The 20,438-nt window shown below is 67.2% G+C and carries 26 protein-coding genes; 11 read left to right on the top strand and 15 right to left on the bottom strand.

Annotated elements, in window-relative coordinates:
* From ACIA8C_RS35010 to ACIA8C_RS35030, 5 genes are read left to right on the top strand one after another with little or no spacing between them, the layout of a single operon-like run.
* Window positions 1–1,746 carry an HAD-IIIC family phosphatase gene (locus ACIA8C_RS35010; RefSeq protein ID WP_397142273.1) on the top strand — a complete coding sequence of 582 codons (1,746 nt, stop codon included), beginning with the start codon at window positions 1–3 and terminating at the stop codon, window positions 1,744–1,746.
* A complete protein-coding gene (locus ACIA8C_RS35015) occupies window positions 1,736–1,984 on the top strand; it encodes an acyl carrier protein (protein WP_357384295.1) in 249 nt (82 codons plus the stop codon). Before ACIA8C_RS35010 ends, ACIA8C_RS35015 begins: the two co-directional genes overlap by 11 nt.
* Entirely contained in the window at window positions 1,981–3,528 is a 1,548-nt protein-coding gene (locus ACIA8C_RS35020; protein ID WP_397142276.1) for an SDR family NAD(P)-dependent oxidoreductase, read from the top strand. Before ACIA8C_RS35015 ends, ACIA8C_RS35020 begins: the two co-directional genes overlap by 4 nt.
* Window positions 3,491–4,450 (top strand): ABC transporter ATP-binding protein, encoded by a 960-nt coding sequence (locus ACIA8C_RS35025; protein WP_397142278.1) that lies wholly within the window; start codon window positions 3,491–3,493, stop codon window positions 4,448–4,450. Before ACIA8C_RS35020 ends, ACIA8C_RS35025 begins: the two co-directional genes overlap by 38 nt.
* The gene (locus ACIA8C_RS35030) at window positions 4,437–5,225 is read left to right on the top strand and encodes an ABC transporter permease (RefSeq protein ID WP_397142280.1); all 789 of its coding nucleotides are present in this window, start codon (window positions 4,437–4,439) and stop codon (window positions 5,223–5,225) included. The genes ACIA8C_RS35025 and ACIA8C_RS35030 overlap by 14 nt, the downstream gene beginning before the upstream one ends.
* Before the next feature lies 1 nt (window position 5,226).
* Here the strand turns inward: ACIA8C_RS35030 and ACIA8C_RS35035 are convergent, their stop codons facing one another.
* Together ACIA8C_RS35035 and ACIA8C_RS35040 are read right to left on the bottom strand one after the other, a co-directional pair.
* A complete protein-coding gene (locus tag ACIA8C_RS35035; RefSeq protein WP_379285997.1) occupies window positions 5,227–5,727 on the bottom strand; it encodes a hypothetical protein in 501 nt (166 codons plus the stop codon).
* A 420-nt stretch (window positions 5,728–6,147) separates the two neighbouring features.
* Window positions 6,148–6,345, bottom strand: a complete 198-nt coding sequence (locus ACIA8C_RS35040; protein ID WP_397142282.1) for a hypothetical protein — start codon at window positions 6,343–6,345, stop codon at window positions 6,148–6,150.
* Between the two features lie 128 nt (window positions 6,346–6,473).
* Between ACIA8C_RS35040 and ACIA8C_RS35045 the strand changes: the two genes are divergently transcribed.
* Window positions 6,474–7,010, top strand: a complete 537-nt coding sequence (locus ACIA8C_RS35045) for a DUF6886 family protein (protein ID WP_397142284.1) — start codon at window positions 6,474–6,476, stop codon at window positions 7,008–7,010.
* Between the two features lie 90 nt (window positions 7,011–7,100).
* Here the strand turns inward: ACIA8C_RS35045 and ACIA8C_RS35050 are convergent, their stop codons facing one another.
* Entirely contained in the window at window positions 7,101–7,940 is an 840-nt protein-coding gene (locus ACIA8C_RS35050; RefSeq protein ID WP_397142286.1) for a helix-turn-helix transcriptional regulator, read from the bottom strand.
* A 102-nt stretch (window positions 7,941–8,042) separates the two neighbouring features.
* On the opposite strand from ACIA8C_RS35050, the gene ACIA8C_RS35055 reads away from it, so the two are divergent.
* On the top strand, window positions 8,043–8,759 hold the full coding sequence (locus tag ACIA8C_RS35055; protein WP_397142288.1) for an SDR family oxidoreductase: 717 nt from the start codon (window positions 8,043–8,045) through the stop codon (window positions 8,757–8,759).
* Between the two features lie 13 nt (window positions 8,760–8,772).
* On the opposite strand, the gene ACIA8C_RS35060 is transcribed toward ACIA8C_RS35055, so the two are convergent.
* A complete protein-coding gene (locus tag ACIA8C_RS35060; RefSeq protein WP_397142290.1) occupies window positions 8,773–9,327 on the bottom strand; it encodes a MepB family protein in 555 nt (184 codons plus the stop codon).
* A 154-nt stretch (window positions 9,328–9,481) separates the two neighbouring features.
* Between ACIA8C_RS35060 and ACIA8C_RS35065 the strand changes: the two genes are divergently transcribed.
* On the top strand, window positions 9,482–10,351 hold the full coding sequence (locus tag ACIA8C_RS35065; protein ID WP_397142291.1) for an LLM class flavin-dependent oxidoreductase: 870 nt from the start codon (window positions 9,482–9,484) through the stop codon (window positions 10,349–10,351).
* 8 nt (window positions 10,352–10,359) lie between these two features.
* On the opposite strand, the gene ACIA8C_RS35070 is transcribed toward ACIA8C_RS35065, so the two are convergent.
* Window positions 10,360–11,787 carry an FAD-dependent monooxygenase gene (locus ACIA8C_RS35070; protein ID WP_397142293.1) on the bottom strand — a complete coding sequence of 476 codons (1,428 nt, stop codon included), beginning with the start codon at window positions 11,785–11,787 and terminating at the stop codon, window positions 10,360–10,362.
* A 65-nt stretch (window positions 11,788–11,852) separates the two neighbouring features.
* On the opposite strand from ACIA8C_RS35070, the gene ACIA8C_RS35075 reads away from it, so the two are divergent.
* From ACIA8C_RS35075 to ACIA8C_RS35085, 3 genes are all read left to right on the top strand, one after another.
* Window positions 11,853–12,485 carry a TetR/AcrR family transcriptional regulator gene (locus ACIA8C_RS35075; RefSeq protein WP_397142295.1) on the top strand — a complete coding sequence of 211 codons (633 nt, stop codon included), beginning with the start codon at window positions 11,853–11,855 and terminating at the stop codon, window positions 12,483–12,485.
* A 24-nt stretch (window positions 12,486–12,509) separates the two neighbouring features.
* Window positions 12,510–13,529 (top strand): ADP-ribosylglycohydrolase family protein, encoded by a 1,020-nt coding sequence (locus tag ACIA8C_RS35080; RefSeq protein WP_397142297.1) that lies wholly within the window; start codon window positions 12,510–12,512, stop codon window positions 13,527–13,529.
* Between the two features lie 185 nt (window positions 13,530–13,714).
* Window positions 13,715–13,924 carry a hypothetical protein gene (locus ACIA8C_RS35085; protein ID WP_397142299.1) on the top strand — a complete coding sequence of 70 codons (210 nt, stop codon included), beginning with the start codon at window positions 13,715–13,717 and terminating at the stop codon, window positions 13,922–13,924.
* Between the two features lie 126 nt (window positions 13,925–14,050).
* On the opposite strand, the gene ACIA8C_RS35090 is transcribed toward ACIA8C_RS35085, so the two are convergent.
* The 10 genes from ACIA8C_RS35090 to ACIA8C_RS35135 all read right to left on the bottom strand — a co-directional run bounded on the left by ACIA8C_RS35090 (window position 14,051) and on the right by ACIA8C_RS35135 (window position 20,372).
* Entirely contained in the window at window positions 14,051–14,464 is a 414-nt protein-coding gene (locus ACIA8C_RS35090) for a hypothetical protein (protein ID WP_397142301.1), read from the bottom strand.
* Complete coding sequence (locus ACIA8C_RS35095; protein WP_397142303.1) at window positions 14,461–15,414, bottom strand: metallophosphoesterase family protein; 954 nt, start codon at window positions 15,412–15,414, stop codon at window positions 14,461–14,463. The genes ACIA8C_RS35090 and ACIA8C_RS35095 overlap by 4 nt, the downstream gene beginning before the upstream one ends.
* Window positions 15,411–15,830: a cupredoxin family copper-binding protein gene (locus ACIA8C_RS35100; protein ID WP_397142578.1), complete on the bottom strand. Its 420-nt coding sequence runs from the start codon at window positions 15,828–15,830 to the stop codon at window positions 15,411–15,413. The genes ACIA8C_RS35095 and ACIA8C_RS35100 overlap by 4 nt, the downstream gene beginning before the upstream one ends.
* Window positions 15,831–15,967: 137 nt before the next feature.
* A complete protein-coding gene (locus tag ACIA8C_RS35105; protein WP_397142305.1) occupies window positions 15,968–16,657 on the bottom strand; it encodes a Rieske (2Fe-2S) protein in 690 nt (229 codons plus the stop codon).
* Window positions 16,654–17,220 carry an RNA polymerase sigma factor gene (locus ACIA8C_RS35110; protein ID WP_397142307.1) on the bottom strand — a complete coding sequence of 189 codons (567 nt, stop codon included), beginning with the start codon at window positions 17,218–17,220 and terminating at the stop codon, window positions 16,654–16,656. Before ACIA8C_RS35110 ends, ACIA8C_RS35105 begins: the two co-directional genes overlap by 4 nt.
* A 187-nt stretch (window positions 17,221–17,407) precedes the next feature.
* Window positions 17,408–17,875: a peptide-methionine (S)-S-oxide reductase MsrA gene (gene msrA / locus ACIA8C_RS35115; RefSeq protein ID WP_397142580.1), complete on the bottom strand. Its 468-nt coding sequence runs from the start codon at window positions 17,873–17,875 to the stop codon at window positions 17,408–17,410.
* A gap of 44 nt (window positions 17,876–17,919) precedes the next feature.
* The gene (gene msrB, locus ACIA8C_RS35120; RefSeq protein ID WP_379285964.1) at window positions 17,920–18,375 is read right to left on the bottom strand and encodes a peptide-methionine (R)-S-oxide reductase MsrB; all 456 of its coding nucleotides are present in this window, start codon (window positions 18,373–18,375) and stop codon (window positions 17,920–17,922) included.
* 83 nt (window positions 18,376–18,458) lie between these two features.
* The gene (locus ACIA8C_RS35125) at window positions 18,459–19,244 is read right to left on the bottom strand and encodes a 2-phosphosulfolactate phosphatase (protein WP_397142309.1); all 786 of its coding nucleotides are present in this window, start codon (window positions 19,242–19,244) and stop codon (window positions 18,459–18,461) included.
* A gap of 78 nt (window positions 19,245–19,322) precedes the next feature.
* Window positions 19,323–19,604, bottom strand: a complete 282-nt coding sequence (locus ACIA8C_RS35130) for a hypothetical protein (protein WP_397142311.1) — start codon at window positions 19,602–19,604, stop codon at window positions 19,323–19,325.
* A 102-nt stretch (window positions 19,605–19,706) separates the two neighbouring features.
* The gene (locus tag ACIA8C_RS35135; protein WP_397142313.1) at window positions 19,707–20,372 is read right to left on the bottom strand and encodes a peptidylprolyl isomerase; all 666 of its coding nucleotides are present in this window, start codon (window positions 20,370–20,372) and stop codon (window positions 19,707–19,709) included.
* Window positions 20,373–20,438: the final 66 nt, after the last annotated feature.

A 20,438-nucleotide genomic window follows, 5' to 3' on the forward strand; every position in this document is an offset into this window, starting at 1 on the left:
ATGACAACCGATGTGGCAGTAGAACTTTCCCCCGCCGACGGTTACCTGGCGTGGACGCAGCGAGCGAAAACGCTTGCGCGCGAACCCGTCCTGCCCGGCGTCGCGGTGCGGATGGCGCTGCTGGCCACCTACACCACCGACTTCCTCGCCGAGCTGCTGCCGCTGGCCGGTGCGCGCGCCGGACTGATCCCCGAGCTGCTGGAATTCCCGTTCGGCCAGGTCGAGCAGGTGCTGCTCGCGCCACAAACACCGTTCCGGGAAGGCGATTACGTGGTGCTGGCCGGTACCCATCACGACGTCACCGGCACGGTGGACGAGACCGTCAACCGCTGGGTCGGGCTCTGGGACGCGGCCGCGCGCACCGGCGTGCGGGTCGTCCAACTCGGTTTCGCACCCCCCGCGGTGGACGCCTACGGTCCGGCGGCCTGGCGCGCGCCGCAATCGCTGTCGTATCGCGTCCGTGAGATCAATGCGCGCCTCGCCGAACAGGCCGCAGGCCGAGTGCTTTTCGTCGACGTCGAGCAGCTTGCCGCCCAGGTCGGCCTGCGGCAGTGGGAGGACCCGCGCAGCTGGTACCGGGTGCGTCAGCCGTACGCGCCGGACAGCCTGCCGTGGCTGGCCGCCGCCATCGCCGACACGATCGCCGCCGACCGCGGCCGCTGCGCGCGCTGCGTCGTCGTCGACCTCGACGGCACCCTGTGGGGTGGCGTCCTCGGCGACGACGGCATCGACGGCATTCGGGTCGGCACCGGCCCGGACGGCGAGGCGTTCGCCGACTTCCAGCGCTACCTGCGCGCGCTGACCGAACGCGGCGTGCTGCTCGCGGTGGCCAGCAAGAACGATCGCGACCTGGCGCTGCGCGCCATCGGCGAGGCGCCGGGGATGGTGCTGCGGGTCGAGGACTTCACCCACATCGTCGCCGACTGGCGACCCAAATCCGAACAGCTCCAAGAAATTTCGGACAAGATCCGGCTCGGTTTGAACAGCTTTGCCTTCGTGGACGACAACCCGGCCGAATGCGCGCAGGTGGTTGCCGCGCGCCCGGAGGTGCGCGCGTTGTGCCTGCCCGCGTCGCCCGCGAGATTCGCCACCGAACTCGCGGCGCTGCCCTGGCTGCATCCGGGCTCGCTGTCCAGCGAGGACTTCACCAGGCAACGCTCGTACCAGGCGCTCGCCGCCGCCGAACGGACCGTGACGGACAACCTCGACGAGTTCCTCGCGGGCCTGGAGATGGTGGCCACGATCGAGCCGATCAACAGCACCACCCTCGATCGTGCCGCGCAGTTGATCGCCAAGACCAACCAGTTCAACCTGACCACCCGCAGGCACACCCAGACCCAGGTCAGGAAGATGGCCGAGGACCCGCAGTGGTTCGCGGCCACCCTGCGCCTGCGGGACCGATTCGCCGACCACGGCATCGTCGGCGTGCTACTCGCCGAGGCTATCGGCGGCGACACCGTCGAGATCGATACCCTGCTGCTCAGCTGTCGGGTCATCGGCAGGAACGCGGAAAACAATCTCCTGGCCGCCGCCGCGGAATGGGCGCTGGCACAGGGTAGTTCGCGATTGGTGGGCCGGTACATCCCGACCGCCCGCAACGCGCTGGTGCGCGATCTGTACCCCGGGCACGGATTCGCGCTCGACGCGGAGTCCGAACAGGGGTCGGTATTCGGATACGACCTTTCGGGCGGCGCGCTCGCGCGCAGCCCGCATGTGCGAGAGGCGCAGAGGCAACATGGCTACTGATGTGATGGAGCAGCTGCTAGAGCTGTTCGCCGAGGTGGTCGGGGAGCCGGCCGCGCACGGCCCCGACACCGTCCGCGGCGACATGGACACCTGGGACTCACTCGCCCAGGTGCGCCTCGTCTACGCGGTGGAACGTGCGTTCGCGGTGGAACTTCCGGAGAGCACGCTCACCTCGGAACCGTCGCTGGCCGAGATCGCCGCCGCCGTTGCGGCCGCACGGCAGGAGCGGGTGTCATGAATTCCCGGGTCTTCCGGGTTACCGATACGGATGTGGCGACCTACGCCGCCGCGGTCGGCGACCGCAACCCGTTGCACGTGGACAACGACTTCGGCCATCGATCGCCGTATGGCAGGCCGGTGGCGCACGGTGCGCTGGTGGTCACCCTCGCGCTGGCGGCGCTGGCCGAGACGACCGATCCGATGGCGGTGCGCGAAATCCGGGCGACGTTCCGCCAGCCCACGATTCCGGGCCGGCGCTACGAGGTCGACTGGACCGTGTCGGAGAGCGAGGCTCGCGGCCGGGTCAGCTTCGGCGGTATCGAGGTGGTCGGCATTCGGTGCAGGCTCGGATCGGTGCTGCCGTGGTGCGGTCCCGCCGCCGAGGACCAGCCGCGCCGGGACGCCCCTCGGGTGCTCGGATTGGCGGATCTGGCCGGGGATTCCGCGCAGGCACCCGGCCAGGAGAGCGGGTCCTACTCGGTGGACTATCCACTGATCGCGGGTCTGGTATCGCGGGTCATCGGCGGACGTGTCCCCGAACATGTTGCCGCAGTCCTCGGTTGGGCAAGCTATTGGACCGGGATGTGCACACCCGGCCGGGATGCGTTGCTCGTCGCGTGCACCGTCGTGCTGCACGGATCAGGCTCCGGCGCAGTGGAATTCGAGACCAGCGAACCCGAGGTCGACCGGCGGTCCGGCCTCGTCACCTTGCGTGCCGGTATGCGCTGCGGTGCGAGCGCCGACGTCACGGTGCAGAGTTTGATCAGAGAGTCGGTACCCGGGCCGGATCCAGCGGAACTCGCCGCTGTCCTGCCACCCTCGGACGCGCTGGCCGGACGCACCATTCTGGTCGTCGGCGGCAGTCGCGGCTTAGGCGCCGCGGTATCACTGGGTTTGGCGAGCCAGGGCGCGCGGGTGCTGGTGAGCTGCACCCGGGCACCCGAGGTGCTCGCGTCGGCCTCGCATGCCTATCGCGATCGCCTGTGGCCGGTACTCGCCGACGCCAGCGACGGCTGGGCATTGGGAGCCGCGCTGCCGGAAGGTCAGCTCGATGGCGTGGTTCTGCTTGCCGCACCGGCGATTCCGACCCTGCCGCTGGCACCGGACGCGGTCGAGACCGCCGCGCAGTTCATGGCGGCGAGCACCCGTCTGGTCTTCGCCCCGCTGTCGGTGTGCGTGCCCCGGCTGCGCAAAGGCGCGACGGTGGTGATGATCTCCTCCGAGGCGGTGCTCGCGCCGCCCCGCTGGTGGCCGCACTACGCGGCGGCCAAGGCGGCCGTCGAGGGTCTCGCGGAATACGTTGCGCGACACCACCCATGGAACGTCGTGGTGGTGCGTCCACCGCGGCTGTGGACCGACCTGACGAATACGCCGGGCGGACGTGCCGTGAGCAACCCCATCGCGCCGGTCGCCGCCGACATCGTCAGTGCGTTCTCCTCGGAAGCCGCTGTACCCGGGGAAGTTTCAGTACTCGGCGCCGCCGGATGGGGCGCCCCATGGCCAATTCTGAGTGAGGAGGTGCGCGATGCTGGAGATCGCCGACCTGAACAAGTCGTACGGTAAGAAACAGGTCCTCACCGGGATCGATCTGACCGTGCAGCCGGGCGAGATCGTCGGGCTGCTCGGCCCCAACGGTGCGGGCAAGACCACGACGGCGTCGATCGTCGCAGGCCTGACACCGGCCGATTCCGGCACGGTGCGCATCGACGGCATCGACATCACCGGCAACCCGCGCCAGGCGCGTCGCAAGCTCGGCTTCGCACCGCAGGAACTCGGCGTGTATCCCACGCTCACCGCCGAGGAGAACCTGATCTTCTTCGGCAGGCTGATGGGTGTCGGGCGCAAAGACCTGACCGCGCGCATCGGCGAGGTCGGCGAGCGGCTCGGTGTCACGGCGTTCCTGAAGACCCGCGCGCACCAGCTCTCCGGCGGTCAGCAGCGCAGGCTGCACACGGCGATGGCGTTGCTGCACGAGCCGGACGTGCTCTGGCTCGACGAGCCGACCGTCGGCGCCGACGTCTCGGCTCGCCAGGACCTGCTCGTCGAGGTCCGCAATCTGGCCGATCAGGGTGCCGCGGTGGTCTACGCGACGCACTATCTGCCCGAACTCGAGGTGCTCGACGCGCGGGTGGTCGTGCTGCACCAAGGCAAGATCCTGGCCCAGGGCAGTGCCTCGGATCTGGTGGAGCAGTACGCGCAATCCGCGGTGAGCCTGGAATTCTCGGCCGCCATCCCCGCGAGCCTCGGCGGGTTCCTCGCCGCGCCCGGCGCCGTGGTGCTGGAGTCGAAGCGCTTGAACATTCCCACCAACGCGCCGGGACAGCTGCTCGCGCAACTGTTCGCCACCCTGGACACCGATACCGACCAGCTGCTTGCCGCGGAGATCCATCACCCGAACCTGGAGAACGCGTACCTGGCGATCATGCGCGCGGCGCACGACGCGGACGATCTGCCCGTGGAAGGGATCCGAGATGCTGTTGCATGACTCTGCCGTCGATCGAGTACGCGCGTTGTCCTGGGCGGACCTGCGCCGCATTCGCTCCGATCCGGCCCAGCTGATCGTGATGATGGTGCTGCCCATCGGCATGATGGCGTTCCTGACGCCGGCGAACCGGGCGCAGCTGCGCCTGACCGGCTATTTCGATGCCACCGGCATCGAACAGTCCGGGCCGGGCACCATCGTGCTGTTCGCGTTCTTCATCACCACCCTGCTCGGTGCCTCGTTCTTCCGCGAACACGAGTGGGGAACCTGGGATCGGCTGCGGGCCGCGCCGGTGCGCGCCGTGGAGATCATCGTCGGGAAGTCGTTCCCGTCGGTACTGTTCTCGGTCTTTCAGCTCACCTTTCTCTGGGTGATCGCGTTCACGCTGTGGGACCTGCACAGCAAGGGGTCGACGTGGCTGCTTGTCCCACTCACCGCCTCGCTGGCGGTGGCGACGTGGGGATTCGGTATCGCCCTGGTGTCGTTGTGCCGCAGCATCGATCAGCTGGCGATCATGGCGCAGGTGGGTTCGCTGGCCATCGGCGGGCTCGCGGGCACGATCACCCCGCGCGACACATTGCCCGCCTGGGCGCGCGCGTTGTCGCCGTACACGCCGCAGTACTGGGCGTTGAAGGGATATCAGGACGTCATCCTGCACGGTGCCGGGTTCGGCGACATCGTCAAGCCGTGTCTGATCCTGATAGCTGTCGGCGTGGCGGGCGGACTGGTCGCGCTGTTCAAATTCCGGCTCAACCACAGCAAGGTCGGCCGGAGCTGAGCTACTCGATGGGCTGGGTGATCGCGTTGTGTTCGTCGTTGATCAGGTGAAACGCGGACGCCAGGTCGTCGAGTGCGGTCTGCCAGAGCGATTCGGTGCCGTCGCCGTGCGGGTTGCCGCTGCTCAGCGAGAGCAGCACCTGCGCGGCCTCGGCGGCGCGCGCCGCGGCGTCGAGCAGCACCGGTGCCTGGTCGGAGGTGTCTCGCGGGGCCAGCGCGTCGATCCGGTTGTGTAGCCAGTGCGCGTCGAAATGCGCCTGTTCGGTGGCGTTTTCGCCGTCCAGCGCGGGCTGGGTGCTCGCCGCGGTCCAGCGCCGCGCCAGCTCGTTCTGATCCGGCGCGTTGGTGACCGCGCTGCGTAGCTCGCTGCTGAAAACGCGCTGCAGTAACGCGGCCAGTTTGGCGCGTTCGACCGCGGTGTCGTTGTGCGCGGGGGCGTCGGCGTCGCCTGGATCGATATGCAGCACCGCGAGAATTGCCCTCAGTTGCGCGATCGTGGCCACTCAACCCCTGCCTTGTCATGACTCGCCGAGCCGCTCTCGGCTACCACCCGACCCCCGGTACCCCGAACGATTAACTAAATGATAGCCGCACGGTGTCATCGCGGCACCGCAAACGCCGCGCGAATCCCAGGGCGGGACGCGCGGTCATGGATTGCTGCGCAACCGATCTCGCCGCGGGCATCTTGTTGAACGCGAAACCATCGGTGCGCTTCGGCGGAGTGCGGTTCACGACGACGGCCGTTCGCCGGTTGTCGATCGTGCGCTGGAGCGTCGATGACAGGGATGGACCAAACGTGCGGGCGTGCCCATGGCGACCTCATTCCGAAACGTCGATGCCTACACATCTACGTTCGGTCTGGTCCCCCGTCTGGATTGTCGGCGCGCCGAAGCAATATCGGCGACACGTTCAAGCGGGGTCGTTCAGGGACGGGTGTAAGTGACGGCGACCATGTCGAGCACGAGATCCTGGAGTAGTCGACGGGTGGTGTGCGCCTGCGCGATCAACGACTCCGACGACCCACCTTCGGCCAGGTCGACAAGCTGATTCATCAGATGACACACGGCGACCAGCCGTCGTACGGCTTGCCGCCGCTCACCGCATGTGAGGTCGGTACCCATACCGTCCCCATCGCGCCACGCCGCGCCAGTGTTTCGGTCCGCCACGCCGGTCGATGCGCCCCGCCGGTAAGGCATTGGACCGGTTCGATTTTCGCGCCGACCGGTCCGAAGTGTGGTAGCGAAGTCTCATGTACCCCGAGCCGGGCGAGGTTCTGCACTTCTCCGAGGACCCGACCATCGACCGTTTCGTCCCGCATACCGCGCCGACCGCCCGGCAGCCCGAGGCTTACGTGTGGGCAGTGGACCGGGACCGATCGCCCGACTACTGGTTCCCGCGCGCCTGCCCGCGCGCCATGGCGTGGGTCACCGGCGAAACGACCGCCGCCGATCGCGACGCCATCATCGGGCGCGGCGGCGGCGAGCGCGTCCATGCCATCGAGTACGGCTGGTTCGACATGCTGCGCAGTGTCACGTTGTACGCGTACCGCTTACCCGCGGCGCCCTTCCGTCCCTTCGGCGACCCGGTACCGCATGCCTGCGTCGCAACGGTGCCCGTCGCGCCCATCGCGCCGCCACACAAGGTCGGCGACCTGCTGAAACTGCATGAGCACGCCGGAATTCAGCTCCGAATTCTGCCGAACCTCTGGGATTTCTGGGACGCCACGACAGCCAGCTCACTGGGTTTCAGCGGCATCCGTTTGCGCGCTGCTCGCCCCCGCGGCTGAGCCCGGCGACCTATGGCATCAGATCCAGTACTGCCGTACCGTTCGCGAAGTCTGTCGGAAAGCCAACCCTGCCAGAGAAATAGCGTTCGCTTATCCACTCAGCGTCTGAGTACCGAGCACGGTCAGTAGTGCGAGGCGTTCGGCGTCCTCGGTGCCCGGTTCGGCCGTGTAGATCATGATGCGCAGATCGCTGCCTGCCACCGTGAGGACGTCGCAATCCATCGTCAGCGGACCTACTCGCGGATGATCGATCGTCTTCTGCGCGGCCTCGCGGCGGCTGACCGCGCCGGAGTCCCACAGGTCGGCGAATCGGACACTCTTGGCACGCAAGTCCGCGATGAGCTTGCGCAGGCGCTGGTCGGCTGGATACTGGGCCGCGGCCGCGCGCAGGTCGGAGACCAGTGATATTTCGTGTGCGCGGGTGGCCTCCGGGGTGCGACGGGACGGAATGCCGCGGCCCGCGAAATGCCGCCACGCCCCATTGCGGTCGGGGTCATGTGGTCCGGGTGGATCGCCCATCAACGCCGCATACGGTTGATTGAATTGCAGCAGTGTCCAGGACGCGTCGTACACGGCAACCGGTGTCCCGGTCAGCCTGTCCAGCACGCGTTGCACGCTGGAGGTGATGTAGCCGGGAACGGTATCCGGGTCCGGCAGTGCCAACCCCGCCAGCCGGAACAGATGCGCGCGTTCGACCGTGGCCAACCGCAGGGCTCTGGCCAGTGCGTCGACGACCTGAGCTGACGGATTGGACGCGCGGCCCTGCTCGAGGCGGGTCACATAATCGACGGAGATGCCGGACAGCAACGCCAATTCCTCCCGGCGCAGCCCCGGAGCGCGTCGATGCCCACCGGCGGGCAGCCCGGCGGCGTCGGGCGCGACCCGGTCGCGCCAGCGGCGCACCGCCTTCCCGAATTCCGCTGTTGCCATGGTTCTCAGTCTGCCCGTCGAACGTTCCACGTGCCTGGTATCGGCAGTCCCAGGAAGACCAGACGACTGGCTGGCAGCCCTGGCCGGCGTGAGGCTGGAGACATGACAACGACACTGATCACCGGAGCGAACAAGGGACTCGGCTTCGAGACCGCCCGCCGACTCGTCGCGGCAGGCCACACCATCTATGTCGGCAGCAGGGACGCCGCACGCGGCGAACGTGCCGCCGAGCAGCTCGGTGCGCGGGCGGTCGTCCTCGACGTCACCGACGACACGTCCGTCGCGGCCGCGGTGAAAACCATCGAGGCGGACGGCGGGCTGGATGTGCTGATCAACAACGCGGGCATCTCGGGCTTCGAAGGACAATCTCGGGACAGCGCCGTGATCGGCGCGGCGGCCGTCACGGCCGACCTCATGCGGCCGATCTTCGACACCAACGTCTTCGGCGTGATCCGCGTGACCCACGCCTTCCTCCCGCTGCTGCTCCGATCCGCCGCGCCGGTGGTGGTGAACGTCAGCAGCGGCCTGGCCTCACTGACCCGCGTCACCACCCCGGACACACCCACGTATGCCTATATGGGGGTCGCCTATCCCGCGTCGAAGGCCGCGGTCAACATGATCACCGTCCAATACGCGAAGGCGTTCCCTGGCATGCGAATCAACGCGGTAGAGCCCGGCTACACCGCGACCGACCTGAACGGGCACACGGGAACGCAGACCGTCGAGGAGGGCGCGGAGATCATCGTCCGGATGGCCCAGCTGACACCCGACGGCCCCACCGGCGGTTACTTCGACGCCGCCGGTGTCCTGCCCTGGTAGTCGAGCGGATCACCTACTGCCGGTAGAGCATTCGGGCGCGCGCGGTGTCGAGCGGCCCGTCGCGCGGAACGTGCAGGAAATAATCCAGTTGCCAGGCTTGCGAACTGGCGGCCTGGCGGTTGGTGGTAATCACCCACGGCGGATAGACGCGGAATGCCCGCTTGCCGCCGTGACCATCCACCGCCAGCACTCCGCGTTCCCGAAGCGCGTCAACGGGAAAGACGAACTGGCCCAATCGATCCCGATCGCTGGTGCTGATGACGAAGAGATCGATCGGGTCGGCAACGTCGAAGGGCTCGATGGGCCCGCCCGCAGACCGCTTCCACACGGTGACGAACTGACCAACCTTGGTCGGCGTCGTCTTGGCCGCACGAAACCGAACCGAGCGGCCGTCGACGGTGAACGAGTGGGCGGCATACGCGGCGCTCTCGGCTTCGGGCACCGGATCCGAGCAGGCGAAACCGCAGGGCTCATAGACGAGCTCCTTCGCGGCGAGCAGATCGGTGTCGACCACCGGCCACGGCGCGGCGGCGGGTCGGAGGTCGGTGGGGTACTCGCCGATGGTCACCCGCACACCTTGGCATGAGCCACCGACAGAAACCGGGATCAGACCGTATCGACCGGCCGCGCACGGCTGAACAATCCGCGACAGGCAAGCGACTATCGTTGCCGCAGAATCCGATCCGCTTGCCTGTCGCGGTCTCGCACCGCAGTATCTCGGTATGCGATTCTCGATCAACATTCCGAATTTCGGGGACTTTGCCGATGCCAGGACGGTGGCGATGGCCGCCGCCGCGGCGGAAGAGGCAGGCTGGGACGCACTGTTCATCTGGGACCATATGGTGCACGACAAGAAGGAGCGCCAGGGTCAGCCTTTCGGCGATCCGTGGATGCTGCTCACCGCGGCGGCCTTGGCGACCTCCCGCCTGCGGCTGGGCACCCTGGTCACCCCGGTGGCGCGCCGACGCCCCGAGCAACTCGCTCGCCAGGTGGCGACCTTGGACGCGCTCAGCGGCGGGCGGGTGATCTTCAGCGCGGGCCTCGGCGGACCGATCGCGGACGAATTCGGCAGCTTCGGCGAGCCGACCGACCCGGTCCTGCTCGCCGAGCGCCTCGATGAGGGCCTTGACCTGTTGCAGCGCTACTGGTCCGGCGAGCGGGTCGACCACATCGGAAAGCACTACCAGGTCAACGATGTCGCGCTGCTGCCGGCCTCGACGCAGCGCCCGCGCCCGCCGGTCTGGATCGCCGGCTTCTGGCCGCACCGCAGGCCGATCCGCCGCGCCGCGCGCTGGGACGGCGTCGTCCCCCTGTTCAGCACAGCAGGGCACGGCAACCTGCCGCCCATCGACGAGCTCCGCGACCTCATCGACTACGTCGGCGAACACCGAAAAGGACGGCAGGGCAGCCACTTCGAGGTGGTAGTCGGCGGCATCAGCCCCGGCGACCCCGCCAAGGCGCGTGATCTGATCGCACCCTACGCCGACGCGGGCGCAACCTGGTGGGACGAACGCCAGCTCATGACCACCGCCGCCCTGCACCGCCTCGCCCCGGTGATGCGCCGCATCAACCAGGGCCCGCCCACCCTGTAGCGCGATGCTCAGCCGAACCAGCGGGTGAGGGCGGCGTCGAGTGGTTCGTCGTCGGTGGCGGACCAGGCGATGTACCCGTCGGGCCGGATCAGGACCGTGGTGGTGTCATCGTCGGCCTTGGCGGTGACGTGGTCGACGCGGTCGGACCAGCGGTCGATCGACCTGGGTGTGTCATCGAGCGAAAGCAGCAGGCCGCGGCCGGACTGCAGCAGTTGGCTCACCCGGGTCGGACCGTCCAGGGTGGTCAGGTCGAGGTCGATCACGCGTGGGCCGAGCCCGGCGTACTGGGTGTCGAGACCCGACATCAAACCTGATACGTAGTAATTGGTTTCGGGTAGCTGGAGCAGTTCGGTGAACATGTCGCGGACCGCGGCGACGCCCTCGTTCTGGTCCGGGTTCACGATCATGCCCTGCGCGCGGGTGGTGCGTAGTACCCGCGCGGCGACGGGGTGGCGCTCGGTGTGATAGCTGTCGAGCAACCCCTCGGGCGCCCAACCATTAACTGTCGCAGCGAGTTTCCAGCCGAGATTGACCGCGTCCTGGATGCCGAGGTTCACGCCTTGACCGCCGATCGGCAGGTGGATGTGGGCCGCGTCGCCGGCGAAGAACACTCTGCCCTCGCGGTAACGTTCCACCTGCCGGGTGGCGTCACTGAACCGGGAAGCCTCGCGCAATTCGCCCAAACGTGTCTCGGGTCCGTACACCGCCTGCAGTGCCTCGTCGACTTCCGCCGCGGTGACGGGTGTTTCGCGATCGGGCCGCTCGCCGGTGACCTTGCCGAAGATCATCCGGTACAGGCCGCCCTCCATGGGGTGCAGGATAGTCATGTACCCGTCGGCGCTCTTGAAGTACCGGCTGAAATGTTCGGAAGTGCTTGGGACGGTATCCGATCGGGAGGCGAGAGTGAGGTCCGCGACCGCCGAGGACATCGTGCCCGCGGTCCCGGGAAACGGTACGCCGAGCAGTTTGCGGACCGTGCTGTGTCCGCCATCGCACGCGACTAGATAACTGCCACGAATATCTCCGACCGTGACGCCGTCGGAATCCTGTTCGATGGCCGACACCTCGGATCCGCGCAGCACCGGAACGCCTTGGTCGACGAGGCGTTGTTCGAGGAACGCCTCGAGCTTGGCCTGTGGGATGCGGACCGGATACGGATGGCGGGTGTGCCACGGCCGGCAATCCAACTCGACCGGCAGCCCGGCGAAATGCCCACCGAACTCGGCACCCGGCGGCACGCCGTCGAGCAGCGGATCCAGCAGTCCGCGCAGGTCGAGCACCTCCGCGGTGCGCGGTTGCAGCGCGCCCGCCCTGGACTGCTTACTACGGGTGCGCTGCTTCTCCAGCACGACCACCGGTACTCCGGCCAGCGTCAGCTCATTCGCCAGCATCAACCCCGTTGGGCCCGCCCCGACCACGATCACTTCTGTCTTCATGTCATCTCCATTAGTAGACTGAGTGCAACAATACACTGAATCTACTAATGCGCTAGAGTGAATCCATGACCGAACCGATGGGACTGCGCGAACGCAAGAAGGTTCGTATCCGCGAGCAGATCGCGGCCACGGCGATCCGCATGTTCCTCGAATCAGGCTTCGACCAGGTCTCGATCACCGACATCGCGCGAGCGGCGGAAGTCTCCCGCCGCACCCTGTTCGCGTACTTCGCGACGAAGGAAGACCTTGTCCTGCAACGGATCGCTGACCACGAGGACGAGCCGGCCAGAACGGTCCTTGCGCGCCGGGCCGATCAATCACCCCTGGACGCGTTGCGCGAAGCGCTGCTCGAGGCGTTGCGACGGCGCGATCCGAACACCGGCCTCAACGACGACCCCGACGCCATGGCCTTCTTCCAATTGATCTCCGGCACCGAAAGTTTGACGGTAAGGCTGACGCGCTACATCGCACGCGGGATCGACACACTGGCAGACGCATTGCGCGAGAACGACTTCGACCCTGTCACCGCCCGCCTCGTCGCAGCCCAGGTGATGGTGGTCCACCGCGAACTCGCCAAGATGAACCAGCAACACCTCGCCAACGGTCAGTCCGCCGCGGCCCGCTACCCGGCAGCGGTCCGAGCCACCAACCGCGCCTTCGATCTACTGCGCGACGGCCTGGGGTCGTATCCCGAGTAGCGGCGATCGCTACGATCGGAGGCGATGCGTAGTGAATTGATGTTCGATTCGCTGGATGGGCTGTCGGTGGGGGACTCGTTGGGTCAGCAGTTCCCGGTGATGCGGCGGTCGATTCAGGATATTCGCGGTGGCAATCTCGCGGCGGGGCCGTGGGAGTGGACCGACGACACCGAAATGGCCTGCACGGTGGTTGCCGAGCTCGGTGCGCGTGGTGCGATCGATCAGGATCGGCTTGCCGCGGCTTTCGCGCGGCGGTTCGATCCCGGGCGGGACTACGGGTTCATCGCAGTCAGTACGTTGCGCCGGATTCAGGGCGGCGCGCCGTGGCGCGAGGTGGCGGGGGCCGCGTACGACGGTCAGGGGTCCTGCGGCAACGGTGCTGCCATGCGGGTTGCCCCGCTGGGTGCCTACTACGCCGATGATCCGAAAAGGATTGTCGCGGAGGCGGTTCGGTCGGCGCAGGTGACCCACATGCATCCCGAAGGGGTGGCCGGTGCGGTGGCGGTGGCGCTTGCGGCCGGTCGAGCGGCACAAGCGCGACTGACCGGGATCCGTCCCACGCCAACGGAATTCATCACCGCTGTGCTCGACAATCTCGGCAACGGTGAAACGAGCCGCCGGATTCGCCACGCCCGCACCCTGCTCGGGGCCTCCGCCGAACAGGCGGCAGCCGAGCTGGGCAACGGATCTCGAGTGACCGCGCAGGACACGGTGCCGTTCACAATGTGGGTCGCGGCAACCCATCTGGGCGACTATCCATCCGCGATCACCACCTGTATCGCGGCGGACGGCGACATCGACACCACCAGCGCCATCGTCGGCGGCATAGTCGCCGCCTACACCGGCACCGCACCCAGCACCGGCACCGCACCCAGCACCGGCACCGCACCCGGCACCGGCACCGGCATACCGCCGACCTGGCTCGCCGCACGAGAACCATTACCCACCTGGCTCACCCCGCCTCGCAGCCCCCGCCGCAAGAGCCCCCGCCGCCGCTGGCTATCCCGCACCAACCAACCCCCGGCGCCGCCCGCATCGAGGTGAGTCAAAGGGTGGCTTAACGATCTTCAACAGCAACCATTCAACTCACGTCAACGCACACCCGGGCCTGCCTTCCGTTGACGTGAGTCAAATGGTCGCTGTGCAAGATCATTTGGCGACCTTATGACTCGCCTCGATCGGCTCGGCGCTACCAGGGGGTGGGCGCCGAGTTGGATTACTGTGGCGGGGTGGGGTTTACCGAATATGCGCCAGGCGATGTGGTCCATTTCCCGGAGGGGCCGTTCAGTGGGATCTGTGGGGTCGTGCGGGAGGTCTATGCCCATCGCGCGAAGCTGCGCATCGACTTCGGCGAGGGGACCGTCCATCGCGAGGGCAACGTGCTGCGCGAGCGTCGGCACAGCCTGACCGTCGGATACGACGAGGTCGAGTTGGGCTAGGTGTCCGGATCCGGGATCGACAACTCGGCCGATTCTTCGTCCGCCATTTCGGCCGGGCGGTCACCATAGCGGCCTGGCCGGAAACGGTATCGGCGACCGGCGATGGTTCGGTCGCCGATACCGCTGTCAAGCAATAGGTTTCGACGTCGCGTCGCGATTGTGCCGCGTCCGGTACATCAGCAGCGATGCCGCGCACAGGAGCACGGTGACGATTTCGGCACCCACGCTCAGTGCGGCCTGCGGCGACGGCTCCCAACCTATCTCGCTGAACCCGAAAAGCCCTGTGGTGCGAGACAATACGAACGCTCCCAACGCACCGACCGCCAGCCCGCCCGCCGCGACCCGCAAGGTCCACGGGCCGGCCAGCAGTAACAGTGCGAGCGCGAACGAGGCCGCAGCTTGCAGCAGGAACGACGGGCCGATGAGGTGGATGTAGCGATATCCGCGGGCATAGAGGTCCGCGTGCAGGTAACCGCTGACCGCGAGGCTCGCGCTGATCCCCACGCGAGCGAACAGATCAGCCGAGAGCAGACGCCTCATTTCAGCGTCTGTTCTTTGATCGCCAGCATCTGCTGTCCCTTCTGATAGGTCACCTCGCGAATCCCCAAGGCGTCATGCAGCTTTCCCGCAGGCAACGTCACCGGCTTCGGCGTCGGCCCGTCGCCGGGTTTCGGCAGGGGATAGGCGGTGGTGGTGCCGCTGTAGAAGGTGATATTGCCTTCGGTTTTCGTGAACAGCTGGTGCACATGACCGTTGAGGCAGGTGACCGAGGAGAATCGCCGCAGATAGCTCAGCGCCTCGGTGGCATCGTCGGTGCCCCAACCCCACTGGGGATACATCGCGAACAGCGGAATGTGACTGAACACGATGATCGGTGTGTCGCTGGACAACCCGGCGACATCCTTGCGCACGAACTCCAACTGGTCCTGCCCCAGATGCCCGAGCGTCTGCAGATTCAGCGTGTTCACCAGGGCGATCAGGTGAACGCCCGCGATATCGAGGCTGTACCAACCGTCGCCGCGGGTACCTTTGCCGAACACCGAACGGTACTTCTGACCGGCGTCGTCGGTCGAATCATGTTCTCCAGGAACGGTGAACACGTGCGGCGTGTTCAAACTCTGCATCATCTGCGCGACCTGGTCGAACTGTTCCGGGGTTGCCAGGTGGGTGAGATCGCCGGTGTGGATGACGAAATCCGGCTGGTACCCCAGCGAATTCACCTGACCGATCGCCTCGGTGAAGGTGTCGGTGACATTCGCGTTGGCGGTGCCCTGGAACCCGATATGGCTGTCGCTGACCTGGGCGAAGCGCAAGGTCGGGCGATCGTCCGCCACAGCCGGTGCCGCGCCCGCGACATGCGAGATGACCTCGCCACCGAGCACGGTCAGCCCCACCGCGGCACCGAACCAGGCACTGTGCCGGATGAGCTGTCGCCGCGTCATCGCCTGCGGGTCGCGCGGATCGGTGTGTTCTTGATGCCGGTCGCTCATGGCGTGACCACCACCGTCGCCTTCATGAACGGATGGATCGAGCAGATATAGGCGAAAGTGCCCGCCTTGGCGAAGGTGAACGAATACGTCGCGCCCGCACCCATTCCCGGCGAATGGAAGCTGCCGTCGGTGGCGGCGACGGTGTGCGGCTCCTCGTCGTGGTTGACCCAGGTGACCTTGGTACCCGCCTTGACCGTGAGAGCGGCCGGCGCGAAGGCGAAATTATCGATGTTCACGGCGTTCGGCCCGGCAGGCGCGGCGCCCTGCGTCGGGGGCGGCATCGACATACCGGGCATGGCACCGGGCATGCCGCCGCCCGGAACGAAGCCGGGAGTCTCTGTGCCGGAAGCGAATACGGGGGTCGGCGCGGGGTTGGTCGAGCCTTGGCCGCCGCAGGCACTCACGACCGCCAGCATTACCGCTGCCGCGACGACGACTATTGCTCGTCGGCCGCCTGGGATACGTCTCATCGATCCGGTCCTCCATCCGGGGTGGGTCTGCCCGCCGGTGCGGGCCCTCACCGATAGATAGCGGCCGGGGTTACACCGTCGGCTCAGGCTGGCTCGGTCGGCGCGAAAACCTCTATCGCGCCGTTGTTTTCACGCACCTTCAGGCGTGGCAGCGGTGCCGGGGAAATCGGCAGCTGATGGGTGAGCACCCGGCCGTCGGCGGCGAACGAGGTCGAGTGGCATGGGCAGCGGAGCTGGGCGGCGGGGGAGTCCAGCCACAGCTTGCAGCCCTGGTGAGTGCACACCCCGGACACGGCCGACACCACGCCGTCGACCCGGCGCACGAACCCGCTCAGGGTGCCGACATCGAAGTGAATGATGCCGCCCTCGGGGAACTCGGAGCTGGCCGCGACCGCGTGCCAGGCACCGTTGTTCGGCGTCAAAGTCTCTTGTGCCGCAGGCTCGTTCGATCGCTCACGACCGGCGACGGCATGGTCGATCGCCGCACCGGCGGCCACCGCCACCGCGGCCGCCGAGGTCCCGATCACCACCCGGCGGCGCGGGGTCGTTACGCCGGAGCCGGATTCGGTTGCGGCGCCGTCGAGTTCGGTAGCTAGCCGACGATGCAGATCGGCCAGGAATTCCTCGCTGGGTGCCTGGCTGCCGAGCCGTGCGGCCCGCAGATCGATGGCCGTACGCATCTGCTCGGCCTCCTCCGCGTCGGGCCGGAACGCGCGCGGACTGCGCCCGGACAGCAACTGCTCGACGTACCGCCGCACGTCTCGTCCGCTCACTCGCCACCTCCCGCACTCGGCCGCGCCGCCATCTGTAACGCTCGATGCTGCAGCACTTTCGCGTTCGCCACGCTGACACCCAACGTATTCGCGGAATCTCGCACCGACAGCCCTTGCAGGAACCGTAGCTCCAGAATCCGGCGATAGCGATCCGGCAGCCGGTCGAGCACCGCCCGCGCCCGCACCGCGGTAGCGGGATCCGGGGGTTCGAGGTCTGGCCGATCATCGACGATATCGTCCTCGATCGTGGTGATCTCCCGGCCCATCCGCGTTCGCCAGTATCCGGCGAGCACGGTGCGCGCGGTGGCCCGCAGGTACGCGCGCACCTCGGCAACGCTCGCCGACACCCGTAGCGGCTTCAGCGCGGCCATGAACACCTCGGCGGTCAGATCCTCGGCGTCCGGCCGATTCCCGACCTTGGTGAACATCAGTGCGAACACCCAGGAGACGTTGTCCCGATAGACGGCCTCCCAGTCGGGATAGCCGTCGCCGGAGACCAGTCGTAACTCCCGGCTCGGCCCCGGTTCCTCCCGCGACGGCCCGGATTCCGTTCGTCCCACCATGCCTACCTTCTGAGCGTGGTGCAACCACGCTCCCTCTTAGGTAACGCACGTGGTTACACCGTCATCGGTTCAACGGGACCGGCGGAATGACGACTGCGCCCCCTGAATCAGGCGGCGCAGTCGGTTGTGCGGGATTTCAGTTTACTCAGTCACCTTGTGCCCGAACGTCTTTGCCGGGCACAGCGGCTCACTTCGCGGCGTTCTCCCGCTTCGGCAGCTTCCAGCCGGGCCGGGGGAAGTGGCAGGTGTACCCGTCCGGGTACTTCTGCAGGTAGTCCTGGTGCTCGGCCTCGGCCTGCCAGAACTCAACGGCCGGCGTCACCTCGGTGACCACCTTGCCCGGCCACAGGCCCGAGGCGTCCACGTCGGCGATGGTGTCCAGCGCGACCCGCTTCTGCTCCTCGTCGAGGTAGAAGATCGCCGACCGGTAGCTGCTACCGATGTCGTTGCCCTGGCGGTCCTTCGTGGTCGGATCGTGGATCTGGAACAAGAACTCCAGCAGCGCACGGTAGTCGGTCTCGGCCTGGTCGTAGACGATCTCCACGGCCTCCGCGTGGCCGGGATGGTTGCGGTAGGTGGGGTGGTCGTTGCGCCCACCGGTGTAGCCGACCCGCGTCGACACCACTCCGGGCTGCCTGCGGATCAACTCCTCCATGCCCCAGAAACATCCGCCGGCCAGAATCGCCTTGCGCGTGTCAGTCACGCGTCCTCCTTCGTGAACAGAGTCCGGAACTGCCCATAACCTTCCGCCTCGAGGTCATCGAGGTGGATGAAGCGCAGCGCCGCCGAATTGATGCAATACCGCAGACCGCCTTCGGCGCGCGGTCCGTCGGTGAAGACATGTCCGAGATGGCTGCCACCGTGCGCCGAACGCGCCTCGGTGCGAATCATCAGGTGGCTGAAGTCTCGCTTCTCGACCACATTCGCGGCGTCGATCGGCTTGGTGAAACTCGGCCATCCCGATCCGCTGTCGAACTTGTCGACCGAAGCGAACAACGGCTCACCGGACACCACATCGACGTAGATGCCTGGTTCGTGATTATCCCAGTACTCACCCGTGAACGCCCGCTCGGTCCCGTTCTCCTGGGTGACGTGGTACTGCTCAGGTGACAGGGCGGCGACGGCCGCGGGATTCCTGTTGTATTCCTGTGCCACATGACCTCCTCATATCGGCCCCCCGTATAACTCGTGCTCCGGGACGGAAAGTCCCCGGCGGGCCCGACGTCACATTTCGGTCATCATTGTCCGCCACTCCAGTGTGCCGCGTCGGTAAAAGCGCCGTCTACCAGCACCGGTACTGCCGCGCCCGCGCCGATTTCGATCGCGACGGCGACATCGTCGGCGAATCCGATTTCCGCGAGTTCGCGTCCGGAGGCGCACTGGGTGATCAGCGAGGCCACGTCGGCGGTCGCGTCATAGGTGGTTTTGGCCGCCGATGCCTCCGGCGACAGTGGCCCGGCACCGTTCTCGGCGAGGGCCGAGATGACCGCGGCCGCGCCGAACCAGTCCTCGATCGCGGGCCGCAGGACGTCCTGACCGGGCCAGTGCTCGCCCGCGGCGATTACGGAGATCGGCCGCTCCGCGGTGCCCCAGCCTTGCTGGACAATCCAGCGAGCAACCGCGGACGCGTTGCGCAGGCATGCCGCGAGCACCGGTACTCCGCTGACGGCGGCGGAAATCGCCGAACCGTTCGGCGAGGGCAACACCAGACGTGCCGGGGCAGGTGCCCGTCGCAGCGCAGCGGGTGACAGCGACCACGGCTGCCGCTCGGACACGGCGGTCCGCCCGACAGCCAAGCGCGCGTCACGGTCGGCCGCGAATTGCGCCGCGGTCTTGTCGCGCCACGGATACGGAAAGACCCGCGTACCCGCGTCGACAGCCACCGAGACCGACGTCGAAAACGACAGCACATCGACAACGACGATGGCCGCGCTATCGGGCCCTAAAGCCCGCGCACCCGCCAAACCCCAGTCGACCCGAACTCCCCACGGACGTTGCTTCGACCATTCAGCAATCTCTGGCATCGCTGTTCCTCCCCAAAACCAGCCCGTTGACCCAGGAATGGCGATGCCCCCGCCGGAGCGGGGGCATTGGCACAACCGTCAGAAGAAGTAGGCGGTACCCGATGAGCTTCCGGTCCCGTATCCCATGGTCTTCAGCCAATTCTTGAAGGCGATCAGTGCGCCGCCCACCGGCCCCGGATCAGTGCACGAACCACCGACCGACGAGAAGGTGCAACCATCGTCGGCTATCGCTGACGTGCCGACGGCCTGCCCGCTTTCCGCGGCCGCCGTCCCCGATCCTGCCAAGACACCGACAACCACTCCGCCGGCCAAGACCACACTGCCGATGCCACGCTTCATACTGCTTTTCGATGTACTCACCCGTACGAAGTTACCGCACCGCAACGTGAAACCGTTTGGCCCGCAGCGCCCCCCAACTCTGGGGTCTCGCGACATTCGACCTGCTCGGGGGCCTTGGCGGGGCTACCCCAAACGGGCAGCGTTGATCACGACCGGCTCGGCGGGCAGCCCGTCGAGTGGACCGCGCTCGGTCGGCGTGATCCCCGCCGCGACGATCCGGTCGAGCACATCCATTCCGCTCACGACCTGGCCGAGCACCGAGTAGTTCGCCGGGATATGCGCGAACGAGTGCACGATGAAGAATTCGCTGCCGTTGGTGCCAGGGCCCTGATTGCCCATGGCGACGGTGCCGCGCTCGTAGGTCTCGGTACCGTCGACCTCGTCGGGGAACTGGTAGCCGGGACCACCCTTCTCCACCTCGACGATGTCACCGCACTGCAGCACGCCCAGGCGGGCGCTGTCGGTCAGCCGCCAGCATTGGCTCTGGTCGTAAAAGCGTTGCAGCACCAGGCTTGCCATGTTCTGCACCCCGCACGGTGCCGCCCCGCCCCGATTGAGCCGCACTGTCACCGGGCCATAGTTGAACTGAAACGTCACATCCATGGTGCCGACGGCCAGCGCGACCGGCGGCGGCGACACCACCGGACGGGCGGCCGGATTGTCCGGCGCGGTCGGCGTGAAACCGCACGACACCACAGGCGGCCCGGCCGATGCCGGAACAGTGCCCGCGACCAGGCCGGACAACGATAGGACGGAGATGGCGAACGCGGCGCCCCAACGTGAATGCATAGCGTGCAAAGTAGCCGATAACGCCGAAAAACATTCGGCAAAGCGGCAATCCGGCCGTGGCCGCTT

Origin of the sequence: Nocardia sp. NPDC051321 (assembly GCF_044455225.1) — a bacterium.
In the GTDB taxonomy this organism is placed as follows: Bacteria; Actinomycetota; Actinomycetes; order Mycobacteriales; family Mycobacteriaceae; genus Nocardia.